Genomic DNA, 18,789 nt, shown 5'->3' with positions numbered 1-18,789 from the left:
GATGTATCTATTTTTTGTCATTTTCTTTGAAACCTTCCAGTTTTTTTGCTTTATATTCTGCAAAATTTCCTGCCTCTATGGCATATCTGATTTCCTCCATCATTGTATTATAAAAATACAAATTATGCAATACACATAAACGCATACCAAGCATTTCTTTTGCCTTTAACAAATGTCTTATGTACGCTCTGCTGTGATATTTACATGCAGGACACTGACAGCCTTCTTCAATAGGTGATGGATCTGTTTCATATTTTGCATTAAATAAATTTAACTTACCCTTATTTGTGTAAACATGACCATGACGACCGTTTCTTGCAGGATATACACAGTCAAAGAAATCTACACCTCTTTCCACTGCTTCCAAAATATTTGAAGGTGTACCAACACCCATTAAATAAATTGGCTTGTCCTTTGGAAGATGTGGTTCAACACTTTCGATAATTCTATACATTTCTTCATGCGTTTCACCTACTGCAAGTCCCCCAATTGCATAACCGTCCAAGTCTAATTCTGAAATCTGTTTAGCATGTTCAATACGAATATCATCGTAGATTCCACCCTGATTAATACCAAATAACATTTGATTTTTGTTAATTGTATCTTCTAAAGTGTTAAGTCTGTCCATTTCTACTTTACATCTTTTAAGCCATCTTGTTGTTCTGTCAACAGAATTCTGCATATATTCTCTTGATGCCACACTTGATGGACATTCATCAAAGGCCATTGCTATTGTTGATGCTAAGTTTGACTGAATCTGCATACTTTCTTCAGGTCCCATAAAAATCTTACGTCCATCTATATGAGATCTAAAATGTACGCCTTCTTCTTTAATACTTCTAAGACCTGCAAGTGAAAATACCTGAAATCCACCTGAATCTGTAAGAATAGGTTTGTTCCAATTCATAAATTTATGAATTCCACCCATTTTCTTTACAACCAAATCTCCCGGTCTTACATGTAAATGATATGTGTTTGATAATTCAACCTGTGTTTTTATCTGATATAAATCTTCTGCGGCTACCGCTCCTTTAATAGCTGCCGCTGTTCCAACATTCATAAACACCGGTGTCTGAATAGTGCCATGAACTGTTGTAAATTCTCCTCTTTTGGCATTGCCATCTTTTGCTAATACTTTAAACATAATTAACCTCATTTTTTTACAAACTTTATTAATTATATTATTTATGGCAATTTAAAGCAAGAATATATTTTATTATTTTACTTATATTAATTTGATATTATTTTATTTCCTTGTTATAATTGGACAAGAATTTAACAAAAGGGAGACTATTATGGCTGGTTCAACATACGGAAATATATTTAAAATCAGTACCTGGGGCGAATCTCATGGCAAAGCTTTGGGGGTTATTGTAGATGGATGCCCTGCAGGTATTAATTTATGTGAAGAGGATATTCAGAAGTTTTTAAATAGAAGAAAACCAGGTCAGTCAAAATTCACTACACAGCGTAATGAAGATGACAAGGTTGAAATTTTATCAGGAGTATTTAACGGAAAAACTACCGGTACTCCTATTTCCATGATTGTAAAAAACAAAGATCATCATTCAGCGGACTATACTGACATTGCTTCATACTACAGACCGGGGCATGCGGATTTTACTTTTGACGAAAAATATGGTTTTAGAGATTACAGAGGTGGTGGCCGTTCTTCAGGAAGAGAAACTATCGGTCGAGTAGCTGCCGGAGCTATTGCATCAAAGATTCTTGAATCTCTTGGCATTGAAATTACAACATATTCAAAATCTATTGGTAATGTGGAAATTGACTATAGTAAATTCAAAAAAGATGAAATTCCAAATAATCCAATGTATATGCCGGATAATGATGCCGCAGCAAAAGCTGCCGAATTATTAAAAGAAAAAATGGAAGAAAAGGATTCTGTTGGTGGCATAATTGAATGTTTAGTTGATGGCATGCCTGCAGGTGTTGGAGAAACTGTATTTGACAAATTAGATGCAAATCTTGCAAAAGCTGTTATGTCAATTGGTGCCATTAAAGGTATTGAGTTCGGTGACGGTTTTAAAGTTGCAGAACTAACAGGTTCAACAGATAATGATGGTTTTAAAATTGAAAATGACACTATAGAAAAAACTTCAAACCATGCAGGTGGTATTCTTGGTGGTATGAGCGATGGTTCACAAATTGTTTTACGCGCAGCAGTTAAACCTACTCCTTCTATTGCAAGAAGTCAGGATACAATTAACAAAGCCGGTGAAAACATCAGCATCAACATAAAAGGTCGTCACGATCCTATTATTGTACCTAGAGCTGTAGTCGTTGTAGAATCCATGGTTGCTGTTACTTTAGTGGATATGCTATTTACTAATATGACAGCTAGAATTGACAAGATTGTTGATTTTTATAAGTAAATTTTACAAATACTTCAATTTAAAATATTTAAGAGATAGTGAACTTAGTTTTACTATCTCTTATTTTTTGACTCTTTATTTAATACATTTTCATAAAATAGACCAACTATAAACCATATTGGTGCATAATCAAGTCTAATTACTCCTTTAATATTATATTTACACTTGCTATAATCCCAAGGACACTTAAACGCTTTTTTTAACATACAGCCACTTATAAATTCTGCACTAAATATCCCCAGTGTATACAGTAGCCCACGCTCGGTTCTTTTTAAATGATGTTTTTTCAATTTAAAACTGATGGGCTTAATTATTGATGCCATGCCATAAATTGGAAACATCCATATAGATGTATGCCCCATTAGTCGGTAATCTTTTTTTCTGAAGCTATGAATCGATGTGAAAACAACTTCCATGCACCAACCAATAATTCCACATTTAAAAAAATTATAAAATATATTTTTCTTCATATAGTTAATTATTTCCAACTAATTAATATCTATACAAAAAAAGAAACTGCAAAGAATTTCTTCACAGTTTCCTTTTCACAATTTATTTGATTTTTACCTTCTTAGGTTTTGACCAGGCTTTTTATTCATATAAAGGATATTTGTCTGTTAATCCCTTTACTTTTGCTTTTACAGCTTCACAATTGCCCTGTGGATCTTCTGCTATCATTGCCATGCATTCAGCAATAACATCCATATCTTCTGTGTTTAAGCCTCTTGTTGTTACGGCAGGTGTACCAATTCTTACACCGCTTGTAATACCAGGTTTCTGTGGATCATTTGGAATTGCATTTTTGTTACATGTAATATTTGCTGCATCAAGTGCAATTTCAAATTCTTTACCTGTTATATTTTTGCTTCTTAAATCTACTAACATAAGATGATTATCTGTACCACCTGATACAAGATCAAATCCTCTGTCTGTAAGTCCTTTTGCTAAAGCCTGTGCGTTATCCACAATGTTCTTTGCGTATGCCTTAAAATCATCTGATAATGCTTCTTTAAAACATACAGCCTTTCCTGCTATAACATGCATTAATGGACCACCCTGAATTCCAGGGAATACTGCTTTGTTTAATTTGTGTTCTAAAGCAAATTCTTCACTTGAAAGAATAAGACCCCCTCTAGGTCCTCTTAATGTTTTATGTGTTGTAGTTGTTGTAACATGTGCGTATGGAATTGGACTCATATGCTGTCCACCTGCCACAAGACCTGCGATATGTGCCATATCTACCATAAGATATGCACCAACTTCGTCAGCAATTTCTCTAAACTTCTTAAAGTCAATCTTTCTTGCATAAGCACTTGCACCTGCTACAATTAATTTTGGCTTGTTTTCAACAGCTATTTTTCTTACCTGATCATAATCTATATAACCGTCTTCATTTACACCATAAGATACAATGTTAAAATATGTTCCTGAAATATTAACCTTTGAACCATGTGTTAAATGTCCACCTGCATCAAGACTCATTCCCATTACTGTATCTCCCGGTTTAACTAAAGCAAAAAATACAGCTAAGTTTGCCTGTGCTCCTGAATGTGGCTGAACATTTGCGTATGTACATCCAAACAATTCCTTTGCTCTGTCAATTGCTAACTGTTCTACAACGTCTACATATTCACATCCACCATAATATCTTTTTCCAGGATATCCTTCTGCATACTTATTTGTAAGATGACTACCCATAGCAGCCATAACGCCTTTACTTACTAAATTCTCAGATGCAATAAGTTCAAGATGAGAACGCTGTCTTCCCATTTCGTCTGCCATTGCAGCATAAATTTCCGCATCTGCATTTTTTACTTCATCAAATGAAAACATATATCTACCTCCTAATGTCCTTAAGACCGGCTGCATCTTTCGATGCAGCTTTAATCTTATATTACTTTACCATAATACAGTGTATTTTAAAATTATTTTTTTAGAATTTGTAGTAATTTGTTAAAAAAATAACTATTTTCTTAATCTTTTTCGTCTTCTTCATCTACAAAATCTTCTTTTGGTCTTTTATCATCACATGGATTCTTGATTTGTAATTTACAGTCATTATAACAGCATTTCTCTTTTTCTTTCTTTAGTCTGCCCTCACATTTTGGTGGTGCAAGTTCTAATGGTTTTATTTCTTTTGACAAAAGTCCACTTTCAACGAATTTAATGCATGCGTTTTCTGAATTGTCTCTTAAATTTACCTTTACAGGTTTTGACTTGCCAATATAGGGTATTTCATATACTTCATAGTATAGAGTTCTGACAAATAAAGAAAGTCCTGCTGAAAATACACCTGTCACTTCATCAAAGTTTATGGCTTTAGCTGTTCCGCTTAAGTTTACTCCATTTACTACAGCATTATTATTCTCATACATACCAACAATGTTAAAATAATAATCTCCACCCTCGTTTATGCCAACACCGTAAGGTGCAAACAACTCAAAGGTTACATTTGAAGGATTTGTTTTTTCGCTATAATAATCGTAATCTGTACTTGTTGTGCTACCTGGTAAATAATTTACTGTAATTGTAGTTGAACCTAAATATTTATGGCACTTGTCGTATAATTTGATCTTTAAAGTAACTGAAATATTAGTTAAGGTAATTTTGAAACAATTTGGTCTCAATGAGTCATCTATTGTAGATACTGCATCATCTGTGTCTGCTAAGTCAATATTTATTACATCAACGGAAACACATTCTGTAGTTGGAAAATTAGCTAATACATCTGCCGGAATAGTTACTTCCCTACAAACATTCACTCCCACTTCATCATACACAACCGGTGCGTATATTGATAGAAATTCAGGCATTCCACAAATAGCATCATTACAAACATCTCTGCGACATCCACATTTGTGCTCACAACAACATTTTTCTTTTTCCATGTTTATCTCCTTTTTTAGTCTTTCTCTATATATTTTATGCGTTTCATTTTTTATTGTTCTAAAAAACAAAGCTAATAAATATATATACAATAATGGGATTCACCTGTATTTTAATTACATCTGTGTACTAACCTTTAATCATACTAATATTTCAAAAAAGGAGTAATTCATTGTATAAAATTTTAGCATTTGAAAACGGACAACCAATTATTTTGTACATAGAAAACGAAAAAGTTTATATGTATACTGCGGCAAGAGGGAAAATTATTCCAAAAGGACTTTTATTTAATGATGTTGGAAGAGATTTTGACGTTTTTTCCTGTAATAAGCAATATGTGTATTATATTTCTACTGATAATAAAATGAAACTTGCGGTTTTAAACAGGGACAGATTTACGGAATTTTTGTCTATCCCCCTAGGGGACTCTTCACATCAAATGGAAATAGTAAATATTTCACCTTTAATGTGCCAAAACGAGCTTTATATTTTCTACTGTAATCACAATAAAAGTAATAATAAGTATGAAATTTATTATATATTATCAAGTTGTCCTGAAAAAAGTTGTCTCATAAAACGTAATGTTTCCACCAACAAGGGCTTCGATGTTTTTAAGGCTAATGAAAAAATAGGTATTGTTCTAAATGACAGTTATTACTACTTAAGTACTGAGAAAAAATTAGTAAGTACCGACACTTCTCATAAGGACAAAGAAAAAATCAATACTTTAACTGAAAACATTAATTATTTAAAATCAGTTATATCAGAAAAAAGCGACTGCTTAATTGATGTGCAAAATCTTTTGTCAGAAAAAGAAAACGAAATTCAAAATTTGAAAGAAACTCAGGAAAATATAGTGAAACAGTATAATGAGCTTGCTGAATATGCCGGCAAGCTTCAGGATGAGCTTAGAAAATTTCGCTATATGTAATAAAATATGCATACATAGTGGGACCTCATTCATATACTAAGAAATTTCGAATTAAATTATTATTCCAAAAAATACCGATAATTCTCTTTTGCACATATCTAATATGCGCCTAGGAAAACTATCGGTATTCTATATATTTCAGCTATATAATTTCTATCTGCTAAATCTAGAATTGACTTCGATTATTAACACATTACTGCTCTTTGTAATAATCTACCACAATTATTCTTCTTCCGGCTTAACAATGTCAATTGCTAATTCTTCTAACTGTTTTGAATCAACAGGGCTTGGTGCATTAGTCATTAAACATGAAGCATCTTTTACCTTAGGGAAAGCAATTACTTCTCTAATGTTATCTTCTTTTGCCATGTGCATAACTAATCTGTCAAGTCCGTAAGCAAGTCCTGCGTGTGGTGGAACACCATACTTAAATGCATCAAGTAAGAAGCCAAACTGTTCATGAGCTTCCTCATTTGTGAAGCCTAATGCCTTAAACATTCTTTCCTGAATGTCTTCCTGATGGATTCTAACACTACCACCACCAAGTTCTGTACCGTTTAACACAATATCGTAAGCCTTAGCTCTAACCTTTCCTAAGTCTGTATCAAGATACTGTAAATCTTCTTCCATAGGCATTGTAAATGGATGATGCATTGCAAGATATCTGTTCTGTTCATCTGACCATTCAAACTGTGGGAACTCTACAACCCATAAGAAATTCCATTTATCTTCCGGAATTAATTCAAGCTGCTGTGCAAGCTCTAAACGAAGTGCGCCTAATACGTTCCATACAATCTTGTTCTTGTCAGCTGCAAACAAAAGTAAATCTCCAGGTTCACCTTCCATTGCTTTTACTAAATTATTTAATTCTTCTTCTGTCATGAATTTTGCAAATGATGACTTGTAAGTACCATCTTCGTTAATGCAAAGATAAGCAAGACCTTTTGCTCCATTTCCTTTTGCATGGTCAACTAACTTGTCAATCTTCTTTCTTGGCATATGTCCCTGACCTTTAACGTTAATACCTCTAACAGTACCACCGTTTTCAATAGCACCTGTAAATACGCCAAAGCCACAACCTTCAACTACTTTTGTAACGTCAATTAATTCCATGCCAAAACGTGTATCAGGCTTATCCGAACCAAATCTGTCCATAGCTTCCTGCCATGTCATTCTTGGCATTGGAAGTGGGATATCCACGCCTAAAATTTCCTTAAACATAGCCTGTAATAATCTTTCATTTACATCAATAACATCATCAATGTCAACAAATGATAATTCCATATCAACCTGTGTAAATTCAGGCTGTCTGTCGGCTCTTAAATCCTCGTCTCTGTAGCATCTTGCAATCTGCATATATCTGTCAAATCCTGAGCACATTAGTAACTGCTTGTAAAGCTGTGGAGACTGTGGAAGTGCATAGAACTCTCCCGGATGTACTCTACTTGGCACTAAATAGTCTCTAGCTCCCTCAGGAGTGCTTTTACACAAAGTTGGTGTTTCGATTTCAAGGAAACCTTCACCCTGCATGAACTTTCTAATAAAAGTTGTAACATCACTACGCAACTTAATATTTTTCTGTAATGATGGTCTTCTTAAATCAAGATATCTGTACTGTAATCTTAATTCTTCTCTTGTGCTAATATTTTCTTCAACAGGAAATGGTGGTGTATCAGATTCTGATAAAATACGAAGTGTATTAACTGTAACTTCAATATCACCTGTTGCTAAATCTTCGTTAATTGCGCCGCCACGCTTTCTAACTACACCTTCTACTGCAATTACGAACTCACTTCTAAGATTTTTAGCTTTTTCAAAAACTTCTTTATCATTTTCGTCAAATACTAACTGAAGAATTCCTGATCTATCTCTTAAATCAATAAAAATAAGACTTCCTAAATTTCTTCTTTTCTGAACCCAGCCCATAACTGTAACTGTTTCACCAATATTTTTATTACTTACTTCTGTACATCTGTGACTTCTGTGAAGTCCCTGCATTGACTCTGCCATAACTTTTCCTCCTATTTTAACGGATTTTTATAAAATTCCTTAAAGTTCTCAAAGCCCTGTGTCTTTAACTGCTCTTTTTGGAATTTTTTATTCTTGTTCATTCTTGTTACAAGAACCTGTGTACCTGTTTTTCTTTCTTCCTGTGCTTGTGCAATAACTTCACAAAGTCTGTCGCCTTCAACACCTTTTTCAATAAGGTATACAACCTTGTCATAATCTTCAGGAATTTTGAAGCCCTGTTCCATTAATAATAAAACAATTCTTTCAAATCCAATTGAAAAACCACATGCCGGTACATCATGACCTGTGAACTTACCAACCATCTTGTCATAACGACCACCGCCACCGCAGCTGCCGCCAAATTCAGGAATTGCTATTTCAAAAATTGTTCCTGTATAATATGACATACCTCTAACTAATGTTGGATCAAATACAATTTCAAAATCAGATGACTTTGTAGCCTTAACACTGTCTATAATTTCATCCATCCACTGTTTTACATCATCACCCATGAAATCTCCAAGCTTATCTGCCAGGTATCCAATAGGATCTGCCTGATTTTCAATTTCTTCAAATAATTGTATATATTTTTCAACTGATTCAGGGGCGAAATCGTATTTAATTAATTCTTCCTTAACGCCTTCTAAACCAATCTTGTCCATCTTATCAAGAATAATGAAAACGCTGTCAAATGACTCTTCAGGGAAACCACTGTATGAAGCCATTGCCTTTAAAATTCTTCTTTCATTAATTCTAATCTGGAAATTCTTAAATCCTAACTTTCCAAGTGTAGTTGTTGTTGCTAAAATAAGTTCAATTTCAGCTAAGTTACTTGGATCACCTAATATATCAATATCGCACTGCATAAACTGACGATATCTTCCCCTTTGTGGTCTGTCTGCACGCCAAACATTTCCCATCTGTAATGCCTTAAATGGTGATGGTAAATCGTTGGCATTTTTTGAATAATATCTAACAAGAGGAACTGTTAAGTCATATCTTAAACCATTATCAACTACATCCATTTCTTCCGTAGCTGTTTCTAAGTTTAACTTTTCTCCTCTTTTTAAAATCTTAAAAATTAACTTTTCGTTTTCTCCACCCTGTTTGCTTGTCAGGTTTGTAATGTGTTCCACGCAAGGTGTCTCAATCTGAGTAAATCCAAATGCATTATAAGTTTCCTTAATTACATTCTGTACATAATTTCTTATTTTCATTTCTTCAGGAAGAATATCCTTCATTCCTGTAACCGGTTTCTTACTTAAAGCCATGTTTTTGCTCCTTATATTTTTCTAACTTGTATATTTTACTATTAAATAGAAAAGAACACAAGTGTTGTATCTTTTATTAATTTACAAAATAACTTCTTTTTCTTTCAATCATTTCGTCAATTCTGTCAATATACTGGTCTACATTTTTCAATGTATCAATTCTAGTGGCACTTTTTCTGTCAGAAGAAAGTAGTTTTGTAACTGCTCCTGCTCCACATGCCCATACATTCTGATAGTCTCCCATCATAAGTATGTTGTAAATTCCTTCTTTACCGGGCAATGAATAACCTACATTTTCCTGATTACCTGCCATATTTTTTTGTCTGTACAAATAGTATGGCTTCATACCCATTTCATAAGCATATTCTTTTGTAATATCCATTAACTTTGTATTGTTATCAAAATTTAAATCTGAATATTTTTGTCTGTTCATGTTAAGTCTTGAACCACGTTTTAATGCCAGGGAATGTACTGTAATACCATCTGGTGCCAGCTTCAAAGCCTGTTCCATTGAATATTTAACCATGTCCTCTGTTTCATTTGGTAGACCGATTATAAAATCCATATTTATGTTATCCATGCCACAATCTCTTGCCAAATTAAAAGCCTGTATTACCTGTTTGACTGAATGTTTTCTACCTATAATATCTAGAGTTTCCTGATTCATTGTCTGTGGATTAATGGAAATTCTTGAAACATTTTGTTTTTTTAAAGTCATTAATTTATCTCTTGTAATGCTGTCCGGTCTGCCTGCTTCAACAGTAAACTCCTTTACATTACTGAAATCAAAATTATCTTTTAATGCATTTATTAATCTGTCTAACTGCGCAGGTTCAAGTGTGGTTGGCGTACCACCACCAATATATACTGAATTAAGTTCTTTATCCTGTAATTGCTTACCTAGGAATCTCAATTCCTTAATAACTGAATCCACATAAGCATCTACTTTTTCCTTATATCTGTTTAAAGGATAGGATGTAAATGAACAATAAAGACAAGTTGTTGGGCAAAATGGTATACCCACATATAAACTATAATTGCCCTTGTAATTAACATTTGAAAGTACCTTATGTTCCATGTTTGAAACATCCAGTGCCAGGTCCAACTTGTTATCAGAAATAAAATATGTTTCTTTCATTTCTTTTCTTATTGCTTCATCTGAAAGTCCCTGTTCTTTTAACATACCCGGAATTTTTGCCGGTCTGATACCTGTTAAATTGCCCCAAGGCAGGTCATGTCCTATATCTTTTCTCATTAAACAGTACAAAAGCTTTTTAAGAGCGTTTTTTGTCTCCCTTCTATCCTGAAAGTCACAACAAATTTCGTCTTCAAAAAGCTTTTTGGCCTCATCGTACAATGATGCAGTAATTTTTTCTTCCTGAAAAATCACTTTTAGTGTTCTGTATGACTCCTCTAAATCTTCATTAATTTTAAAAGGCTGTCCCACATAAAAAGCCTGCACCATTGACTGAATATCATATTCAAATTGTTTAGGTTCTATCTGAATGTCTATCATTAATAATATACCTTTTCGTTATCTATAGTTGTCATATCCATATGTCCCGGATAAACAGTTGTTTCCCCTGGAAGCACTAACAATTTTTCTTTAATTGATCTGATAATTGCTGCTTCACTTCCCCCTGGAAAATCTGTTCTACCTCTACTCTGATGGAAAAGTGTGTCACCACTAAACAAAACTTCATCTTCTGCTATATAATAACAACCGCTTCCCTGCGTATGACCAGGCGTTAAAATAAACTTAATTTCCTTATCTGCAATAGTAAACTTATCACCATCTCTTAAATATTTGTCTGCACAAATGCTTACAGGATTTCCAAACATTGATGATAAATTTGCTCTTGTATCTACTAAAAGCCTGTCTTCTTCTTCAGAAGCATATACGGGAATATTATATTTTTCCTTTAATTCCGTTACAGCACTAATGTGGTCTGCATGACCATGTGTAAGCAAAATTGCTTTTGGAATCATTTCTATGTTACTAACATTAACACTGATTTTTAAAGCATCATCACCGGGATCAACAATAAATCCTTCTTTTGTATCTGTGTTCATACATAAATAACAGTTAGTATAGCATTCACTAACTAATACGCTTCTAATTTTGATATTTCCCATCTATTTCTCCTTTTCAAAAATGGAAGACAATTGTTATCCACTACACTATACCCACTGTGCCACCTGACAAATTAACGAAAGCACGCTCCCGCTGCCAAACGCTCGTAGCGGTTCTATCAAGCCGACTACGCTGCCTTGATGAACCGACGGCGTTAGAGCACTTTCTTCTAATTTTGTCAGTTGCCACAGTGAAGAAATTAATTTCCATAACATAACAATTGTCTTCATTTTTTCACATTACAAAATGTCAATTACAACGTTTAACTGCTTGTTCGCTCGATATCAATGATACTGTCAATTGTTCGAATTTTTGCAATTAAGCTGTTTAATTCTTCTGTACCCTGTATTGCAAATGTCATTGTAATTGTGGCAATGTCAGACTTGCTTGTTCTACTATTGATGCTGTTTACATCAATATTTCTTTCTGTAAATATTCTTGACAAGTCTGTCAAAATACCGACTCTGTTGTTTGCATAAATAACAATTTCTGTCATATATTTGCCGTCCTGCTTGCCTTCGTCAGCAGCCCAGCTTGCCTCAATTAATCTACCTCTTTCAATATCAGGAAGATTCATAATATTGATACAGTCTGTTCTATGAATTGAAACACCACGTCCTCTTGTTACAAAGCCCACAATTTCATCACCTGGTACAGGACTACAACATTTAGAAAATCTAACTGCTACGTCATCCATACCTTCAACAATAATACCGCTCTTAGAATTACTTTTTCTTGGGACATTTGCCTTATTATTGTTTGTGTCTTTTAATACATCATCGTCTGTTACTTCAACCTTGTGTTCCTTCTCGTATTCATCAAGAAGTTTATTTACAATCTGACCTTCTTTTAAGCCACCATGACCAATTGAAGCAATAAGAGAATCCCACTCTTTGTAACTGTATTTCAACCGAACTTTTTCCATATATGCAGGCTTTAATATTTCTGATAAATTAATATTCTTTGCCTTGCAATATTTTTCAATAAGTTCTTTACCTTTTACTATATTTTCTTCTTTATTTTGCTGTTTAAACCAAACATTAATTTTATTTTTTGCCTGTGTGCTCTGAACAACCTTCAGCCAGTCTCTACTTGGACCTGTAGAGTTATTAGATGTAATAATTTCCACTCTGTCACCGTTTTGGAGCTTGTAGTCGATATTAACCATCTTGCCATTAACTCTTGCACCAACCATCTTATTACCTACTGCACTATGAATACTGTATGCAAAATCAATTGGTGTAGAACCGCTTGGTAAATTCTTTACATCACCATTTGGTGTGAAACAGTACACTCTTTCAGAGAACATATTCAAATCATCTTTTAAAAGATTAATAAATTCATGGTTATCTGACATGTCTCTCTGCCATTCGAGAATTTGTCTTAACCAGGCAATTTTCTGCTCTTCATTATCGCCGTCACCTGTAATATTTTCCTTATACTTCCAATGAGCTGCGATACCATATTCAGCAGTTTTATGCATTTCGTATGTTCTAATCTGAATTTCAAATGGTTGCCCGTTTGGTCCAATTAATGTTGTATGAAGTGACTGATACATATTCTGCTTTGGCATTGCAATATAGTCTTTGAATCTTCCCGGCACAGGAGTATATTTCTCGTGTATTATACCTAACGCCCCATAACATTCCATTACACTGTCAACAATAATTCTTACTGCAAAAACATCATAAATCTGATCCAAAGTCTTGTGTTGCATAGTCATTTTCTTGTAAATACTAAAATAATGCTTTACACGACCATCTATTGTTGCTTTAATGCCTGCCTTTTCAATATAGCCTGCCACCTCAGCAATTAAGTTACTCATAAACTCTTCACGATGTTCTAATCTTTCATGAACACCGTCAACTAATTCTTTGTATTTTTCAGGCTCTAAATATCTTAAAGCTAAGTCATCTAATTCAATCTTAATTTTAGAAATACCTAGTCTGTCAGCAATTGGCGCATAAATATCCATTGTCTCTTTTGACTTTTCTTTCTGTTTTTCAGGTGTCATATACATAAGCGTACGCATGTTATGTAATCTATCCGCAAGCTTAATCAATATAACTCGAATGTCCTTTGCCATTGCCAAAAACATTTTACGCAAATTTTCTGCCTGCTCTTCCACCTTATCAACATCGTAATCTAATTTAGTAAGTTTTGTTACGCCATCAACCAGGTCAGTTACTTCTTCGCCAAATTCCTTAATCATTATTTCGCGGGTTGCGGCTGTATCTTCCATTACATCATGAAGAAGACCTGCCATAATTGATTCTTTATCCAACTCTAAATCAGCTAATATTAAAGCTGTATGAAGCGGATGAATAATGTATGGTTCTCCAGACTTTCTTTTCTGGTCGCCATGTGATTTTTTTGCAAAGTTATATGCCTTATCAATAATTCTTAGATCATCTGCTGATGGATGATAGTGCTTAATTTTTTCAATTAATCTTGCATATAATTCTTCAGGTGTCGCCTGCTCTTCTTCTTTTGGGATTACTCCATGATTTTCAATTTTAATGTTTTTGTTTAAATCTGTCATATCTCAATCCTTTTTATTTTCCATCGTATGTTACTACTGCATCTACTCTATATTTTGAAAGTTTTTCTCTTCCTTTAAGTCCTGCCAGTTCAACTAAAAACAGGTTGTCTACAACTTCTCCTCCTAATTTTTCAACTAACTTAATAGCTGCTTCAATTGTACCACCTGTGGCAATTAAGTCATCGACTAAAATAACTTTCTGACCCGGTTTAATTGAATCTATATGCATCTCAATTTCAGCTTTTCCATATTCTAAATCATAGCTTTCTGAAATTGTCTTACAAGGTAATTTACCTTTTTTTCTAACTAATACAAATGATTTTCCAAGTAAGTAAGCTAAAGGCATTCCAAATATAAAACCTCTTGCCTCTAAACCAACGATTACGTCAAAATCTATATCTTTAATCTTGTCCAACATTGAATCTATAGCAATCTTTAATCCCTTTGGATCCTGTGTTACTGTTGTAATATCTCTAAAGATAATTCCAGGTTCAGGGAAATCCGGTATACTTCTAATATATTTTTCTACTTCATTCATTCTTCTTGTCCTCCTTATGAATGCTTTTAGCAAAATCTGTCAATTACGATTTGTATTTGGCTATTACCGTTAAATTCGTTTATTGTTGGGTAATATGTAGCCATTATCTCAATGTTGTTTTTCTCCCCTACTAAAGCCTTGTTAATTTCTTCCTGACCGAATTTATTTTTTAAAAATTCCATAAAATCAATAACACGGCTAAAAATCATTGCAGTCATTGTATATGAACTGCTATTTGTAATGGTAAGCTTCAATACGTTACCATTCTTACCCAATATTTGTAATTTATTTATTTTTAAATGCTTTTCAGCAAATATTGGCTTTTCATTACCTTTACCAAATGGTTTGATAATACTTAACTCCTGTATCATATTCATTGTAACATATTCAAGGGGCAGTTGCATATCAATCCACACCTTTAAATATAAATCTTCTTGAGTTAAATTACAATTTTCATTTAGCTTTTTTCTTAAAATATCTATATTTTCTTTTGGAAGGGACACACCTGCAGCCATTTTATGACCACCAAACTTAGTAAACAATTCTTTTACCTTAGTAAGTTCAGCGTACATGTCATATTCTTCAATGGAACGGCCGGAGCCTTTTACACCTTCAACGGCATCTGTTAAAACAATAGTTGGTTTATTATATTTTTCCCTTACACGACCTGCAATAATTCCGGCAATACTTTCATGGCAATGTTCTAAATATATAACCAAAACTGAATCATCTAACTGTTCTGCTTTTTCAATAGCTTCTTTAGTTCCTTTTTCTGTTAAATCTTTTCTTTCATCATTTAATTTTTTCAAGGCTTCTGCTAAAACTTCTGCATGTTTTTCGTCTTCACATTCAAGCAAATCCATTGCTTTTTTTGCGGTATCAAGTCTGCCACTAGCATTTAAACATGGTCCAAGTACAAATCCAAAATGATAGGAATCAAGGTTCTTTTTATTTAACTTACACTGATTAATCAAAGCATTAATTCCTATATCATTATTTGTTTTTAAAGCTTCTAAACCTTCTTTAACAATTATTCTGTTTTCGCCCTTTAATTCTACCACATCACACACAGTTGCCATAGCACCATAGGGTAATAATTTTAATATAAATCTTTCGCTTACATGCATATTTTCAAATAGAGCGCGCATAAACTGAAATGCCACCATGGCACCGCACAATTCTTTAAATGGATATTGACAGTCTATTTGCTTGTGATTAACTATTGCATCTGCATTGGGCAAGATATATTTTTTTTCGCCATTACTTTCTTCAAAAACGATTTCATGATGATCAGTTACAACAACCGTCATTCCTAATTCTTTTGCATATTCTATCTGTTTTATGGCAGCAATACCATTATCACATGTAACAATAGTATCAACGCCCTGGTCGTATGCCTGCTGTATTAACCTTTCATTAATTCCATAGCCATCTTCAATTCTATGTGGGACAACCACATCCACATCAGCGCCTAAATACTTTAAACAGGTATGTAAAATATAGCCGGAACATATACCATCAACATCATAGTCGCATATAATTCTGATTTTATTTTCATTATTTATTTTTATACTTAAAATATTAACTGCCTTGTCCATGTCCTTAAATAGCCATGGAGAGCTTATTTCATTTATAGTTCCGTTAAGATATTGATTTATTTCTTTTTCAGATATAACATCCCTGTTTCTCATTAATCTTGCTGTAATAGGGCTAATGTTATATTTCTTTGCAATACCATTAAAATCTGCTTTTTTTGTCTGTAGAAACCACTTTTCATTCATAATAAAAATCACCATTTAAAGTAAGAAAAGCGGCACCATCCAATAGATGATACCGCTCAATAAAACCTTAATTATTTATCGTATTTCTTACCCTTCATAATATACCATAAAGAACCTGTAACAAATACTGATGAGTAAGCACCAGCTACAATACCTACCATTAATGGTAATGTAAATTCTCTAATAGATGATACACCCATTACAAAAATCATAAATACCATTATAAATGTTGTAAGTGAAGTATAGATACTTCTTGTAAGAGTCTGTGTAATACTCTGATTAATAGTATCAATCATTGTATCTTCACGTTTCATTACAGCCTTGTTTTCTCTAATTCTATCGAAGATTACGATTGTAGCGTTAATTGAGTAACCTACAATTGTAAGTAAGCATGCAATAAATGTTGTTCCTACTGTTACTCTTGATAAACCATAGAAACCTACAACAATAAGTACGTCATGTAATAAAGCTATAACGGCTGCTAAAGCAAAATGTACATTCTTAAATCTGAACCAAATATAAATTAACATACAAATTGTTGCTATAACTGTTGCAACAACAGCATCTGTTTTCATTTCAGAACTGATTGTATCTGAAATTTCTGTATCATTAAAGTTCTGCTTGTCGTCTTTAGCCTGATATTTGCTAATTAATAAGTCTTTAAACTTAGTCATTTCTTCACCTTCAAGCTTCTTCGTCTTGATTGTGAATAAGCCCTTTGTATTTGTATCCTTCTGAGCCTGAATATCGTTTGTTGAAAGTAAATCTGCGATAGCAGGTTTTACATCCTTATTAAATTCATCAATTGTGTAGTCCTTATCAAACTGTACCTGAATTGATGTACCACCCTTAAATTCAATACTGAAATCAAATGGGCCGTTACCTTTAGCTGAGTTAAAGATAATACCGCCAATTCCAATTACAATTACAATAATAGAAATTGAGAACCAAATTTTTCTCTTTTCAATAAATTTAATTGTTTTCTTAACTCTTTCTTTTCCGTAGAATACAGGCTTCTGGAATCCCATGTAGTAAAGCATCCATACAAGACCTCTTGAAACTACAAGAGATGTAAATAACTGGATGAAAATACCAATCATAAGAGTTGTTGCGAATCCCTGAACTGTACCTGAACCCTTAATCCATAATACTAATGCAGCAATAAATGTTGTAACGTTACCGTCAACGATTGCTGATGTTGCTTTCTTAAATCCTATTCCAATAGCACTCTTAACATTCTTACCTGCCGCAATTTCTTCTCTAATACGGGCATAAATAATTACGTTGGCATCTACCGCCATACCAATGTTAAGGATAATACCTGCAATACCAGGTAATGTAAGTGTTAAGTCAAATCCGTTAAGTGCTAAAAGCATTAACTCAATGTATGATATTAAAGCCAAGCCTGCAGCTAAACCTGGAATTCTATATACAAATAATAAGAATAAAATAATTATAATAAAACCAACGATACCTGCCTGAATACTCTTTGATAAAGCATCACTACCTAAGTTAGCACTCTGAACGCTATGGCTTAATTCATCAAGCTGTACTTCCAAAGAACCAATACCGATGTTTGTAGCAAGTGTCTGAGCTTCTTTTAATGTGAAATCACCTGTAATCTGTGCCTGTCCACCTGTAATGGCAGCCTGAATATTTGGAGCACTTAAAACTTCATCATCATAAATGATAAATGACTGTTCGCCAACATGAGAACTTGTCATTTCACCAAAAGCCTTTGTTCCTTCTGAGTTAAACTGTAAACTTACGATGTTTTCATTTACACCTTTATCGTTTGTTGTAGCCTGTCCTTCAGCACTGGCTACTGTATCACCTGTTAACCATACCTGATAATAACTCTTATCTACCTTAATGTATTTCTTATTCTTTAATTCAGCCTTTGTTGGTGTGTACCCACTCTTTGCAGCTGTACAGAAATATAAAATACCCGGTTTTCCTAATTCATCTAATACTTCATCAGCATCGTATGCACCTGGAATTTCAACAGTAATTCTGTCTTCTCCTGCTTTATACGCTGTTGCTTCTGTACTAAATGCAGCAATTCTCTTTTCAAGTTTTGCTCTTGTTTTTTCTAAAGTATCTGCTGTCAAATTACTTTTATCAGATTCTGCTACCTGATATGTAATACTTACACCACCCTTTAAGTCAAGACCCTGAGTAATGTACTTTGCCTGGCCGCGATCCCCTATACCAAACATAATAACGTATCCTGCAAAAGCAAGTACGGCAAGAGAAATAATAAATGCTATTATTCCCTTTGTTTTGTTCATCTTAATTTTCAT

14 protein-coding genes are annotated in these 18,789 nt (G+C 33.6%); 2 read left to right on the top strand and 12 right to left on the bottom strand.

What is annotated here, in order from left to right:
• Positions 1-7 precede the first annotated feature (7 nt).
• Positions 8-1,144, bottom strand: coding sequence for a tRNA guanosine(34) transglycosylase Tgt (gene tgt, locus ACQY63_RS01945; RefSeq protein WP_117999026.1), 1,137 nt, complete (start codon positions 1,142-1,144; stop codon positions 8-10).
• Positions 1,145-1,295: 151 nt separating this feature from the next.
• On the opposite strand from tgt, the gene aroC reads away from it, so the two are divergent.
• Positions 1,296-2,393 (top strand): chorismate synthase, encoded by a 1,098-nt coding sequence (gene aroC, locus ACQY63_RS01940; RefSeq protein WP_302689981.1) that lies wholly within the window; start codon positions 1,296-1,298, stop codon positions 2,391-2,393.
• Positions 2,394-2,446: 53 nt separating this feature from the next.
• Here aroC and ACQY63_RS01935 read toward each other — a convergent pair whose 3' ends face one another.
• From ACQY63_RS01935 to ACQY63_RS01925, 3 genes are all read right to left on the bottom strand, one after another.
• Positions 2,447-2,863: a putative ABC transporter permease gene (locus tag ACQY63_RS01935; protein ID WP_428244629.1), complete on the bottom strand. Its 417-nt coding sequence runs from the start codon at positions 2,861-2,863 to the stop codon at positions 2,447-2,449.
• A gap of 121 nt (positions 2,864-2,984) precedes the next feature.
• Positions 2,985-4,226 (bottom strand): serine hydroxymethyltransferase, encoded by a 1,242-nt coding sequence (glyA, locus tag ACQY63_RS01930; protein WP_022165010.1) that lies wholly within the window; start codon positions 4,224-4,226, stop codon positions 2,985-2,987.
• A gap of 140 nt (positions 4,227-4,366) precedes the next feature.
• Positions 4,367-5,281, bottom strand: coding sequence for a hypothetical protein (locus ACQY63_RS01925; protein ID WP_022165011.1), 915 nt, complete (start codon positions 5,279-5,281; stop codon positions 4,367-4,369).
• 170 nt (positions 5,282-5,451) lie between these two features.
• Between ACQY63_RS01925 and ACQY63_RS01920 the strand changes: the two genes are divergently transcribed.
• Positions 5,452-6,210: a hypothetical protein gene (locus ACQY63_RS01920; protein ID WP_302689983.1), complete on the top strand. Its 759-nt coding sequence runs from the start codon at positions 5,452-5,454 to the stop codon at positions 6,208-6,210.
• 222 nt (positions 6,211-6,432) lie between these two features.
• Here ACQY63_RS01920 and aspS read toward each other — a convergent pair whose 3' ends face one another.
• The 8 genes from aspS to secD form a co-directional block, all read right to left on the bottom strand.
• Positions 6,433-8,220 (bottom strand): aspartate--tRNA ligase, encoded by a 1,788-nt coding sequence (aspS, locus tag ACQY63_RS01915; RefSeq protein WP_022165013.1) that lies wholly within the window; start codon positions 8,218-8,220, stop codon positions 6,433-6,435.
• 11 nt (positions 8,221-8,231) lie between these two features.
• Entirely contained in the window at positions 8,232-9,491 is a 1,260-nt protein-coding gene (gene hisS / locus ACQY63_RS01910; protein ID WP_022165014.1) for a histidine--tRNA ligase, read from the bottom strand.
• A 76-nt stretch (positions 9,492-9,567) separates the two neighbouring features.
• Entirely contained in the window at positions 9,568-11,007 is a 1,440-nt protein-coding gene (hemZ, locus tag ACQY63_RS01905; RefSeq protein WP_022165015.1) for a coproporphyrinogen dehydrogenase HemZ, read from the bottom strand.
• Complete coding sequence (locus ACQY63_RS01900; RefSeq protein WP_022165016.1) at positions 11,007-11,627, bottom strand: MBL fold metallo-hydrolase; 621 nt, start codon at positions 11,625-11,627, stop codon at positions 11,007-11,009. Before ACQY63_RS01900 ends, hemZ begins: the two co-directional genes overlap by 1 nt.
• Before the next feature lie 260 nt (positions 11,628-11,887).
• Entirely contained in the window at positions 11,888-14,167 is a 2,280-nt protein-coding gene (locus tag ACQY63_RS01895) for a RelA/SpoT family protein (RefSeq protein ID WP_022165017.1), read from the bottom strand.
• A 13-nt stretch (positions 14,168-14,180) separates the two neighbouring features.
• Positions 14,181-14,705: an adenine phosphoribosyltransferase gene (locus ACQY63_RS01890; protein WP_022165018.1), complete on the bottom strand. Its 525-nt coding sequence runs from the start codon at positions 14,703-14,705 to the stop codon at positions 14,181-14,183.
• Between the two features lie 26 nt (positions 14,706-14,731).
• Positions 14,732-16,486, bottom strand: a complete 1,755-nt coding sequence (recJ, locus tag ACQY63_RS01885) for a single-stranded-DNA-specific exonuclease RecJ (protein WP_022165019.1) — start codon at positions 16,484-16,486, stop codon at positions 14,732-14,734.
• A gap of 71 nt (positions 16,487-16,557) precedes the next feature.
• Entirely contained in the window at positions 16,558-18,789 is a 2,232-nt protein-coding gene (gene secD, locus ACQY63_RS01880) for a protein translocase subunit SecD (RefSeq protein WP_412622399.1), read from the bottom strand.

Source organism: Eubacterium sp. Marseille-QA0814 (genome assembly GCF_965119675.1).
Classification (GTDB): Bacteria; Bacillota; Clostridia; order Lachnospirales; family Lachnospiraceae; genus Eubacterium_G.
The sequence above is the reverse complement of the archived record's forward strand: the minus strand, read 5'-3'. Positions and strand labels throughout refer to the sequence as shown.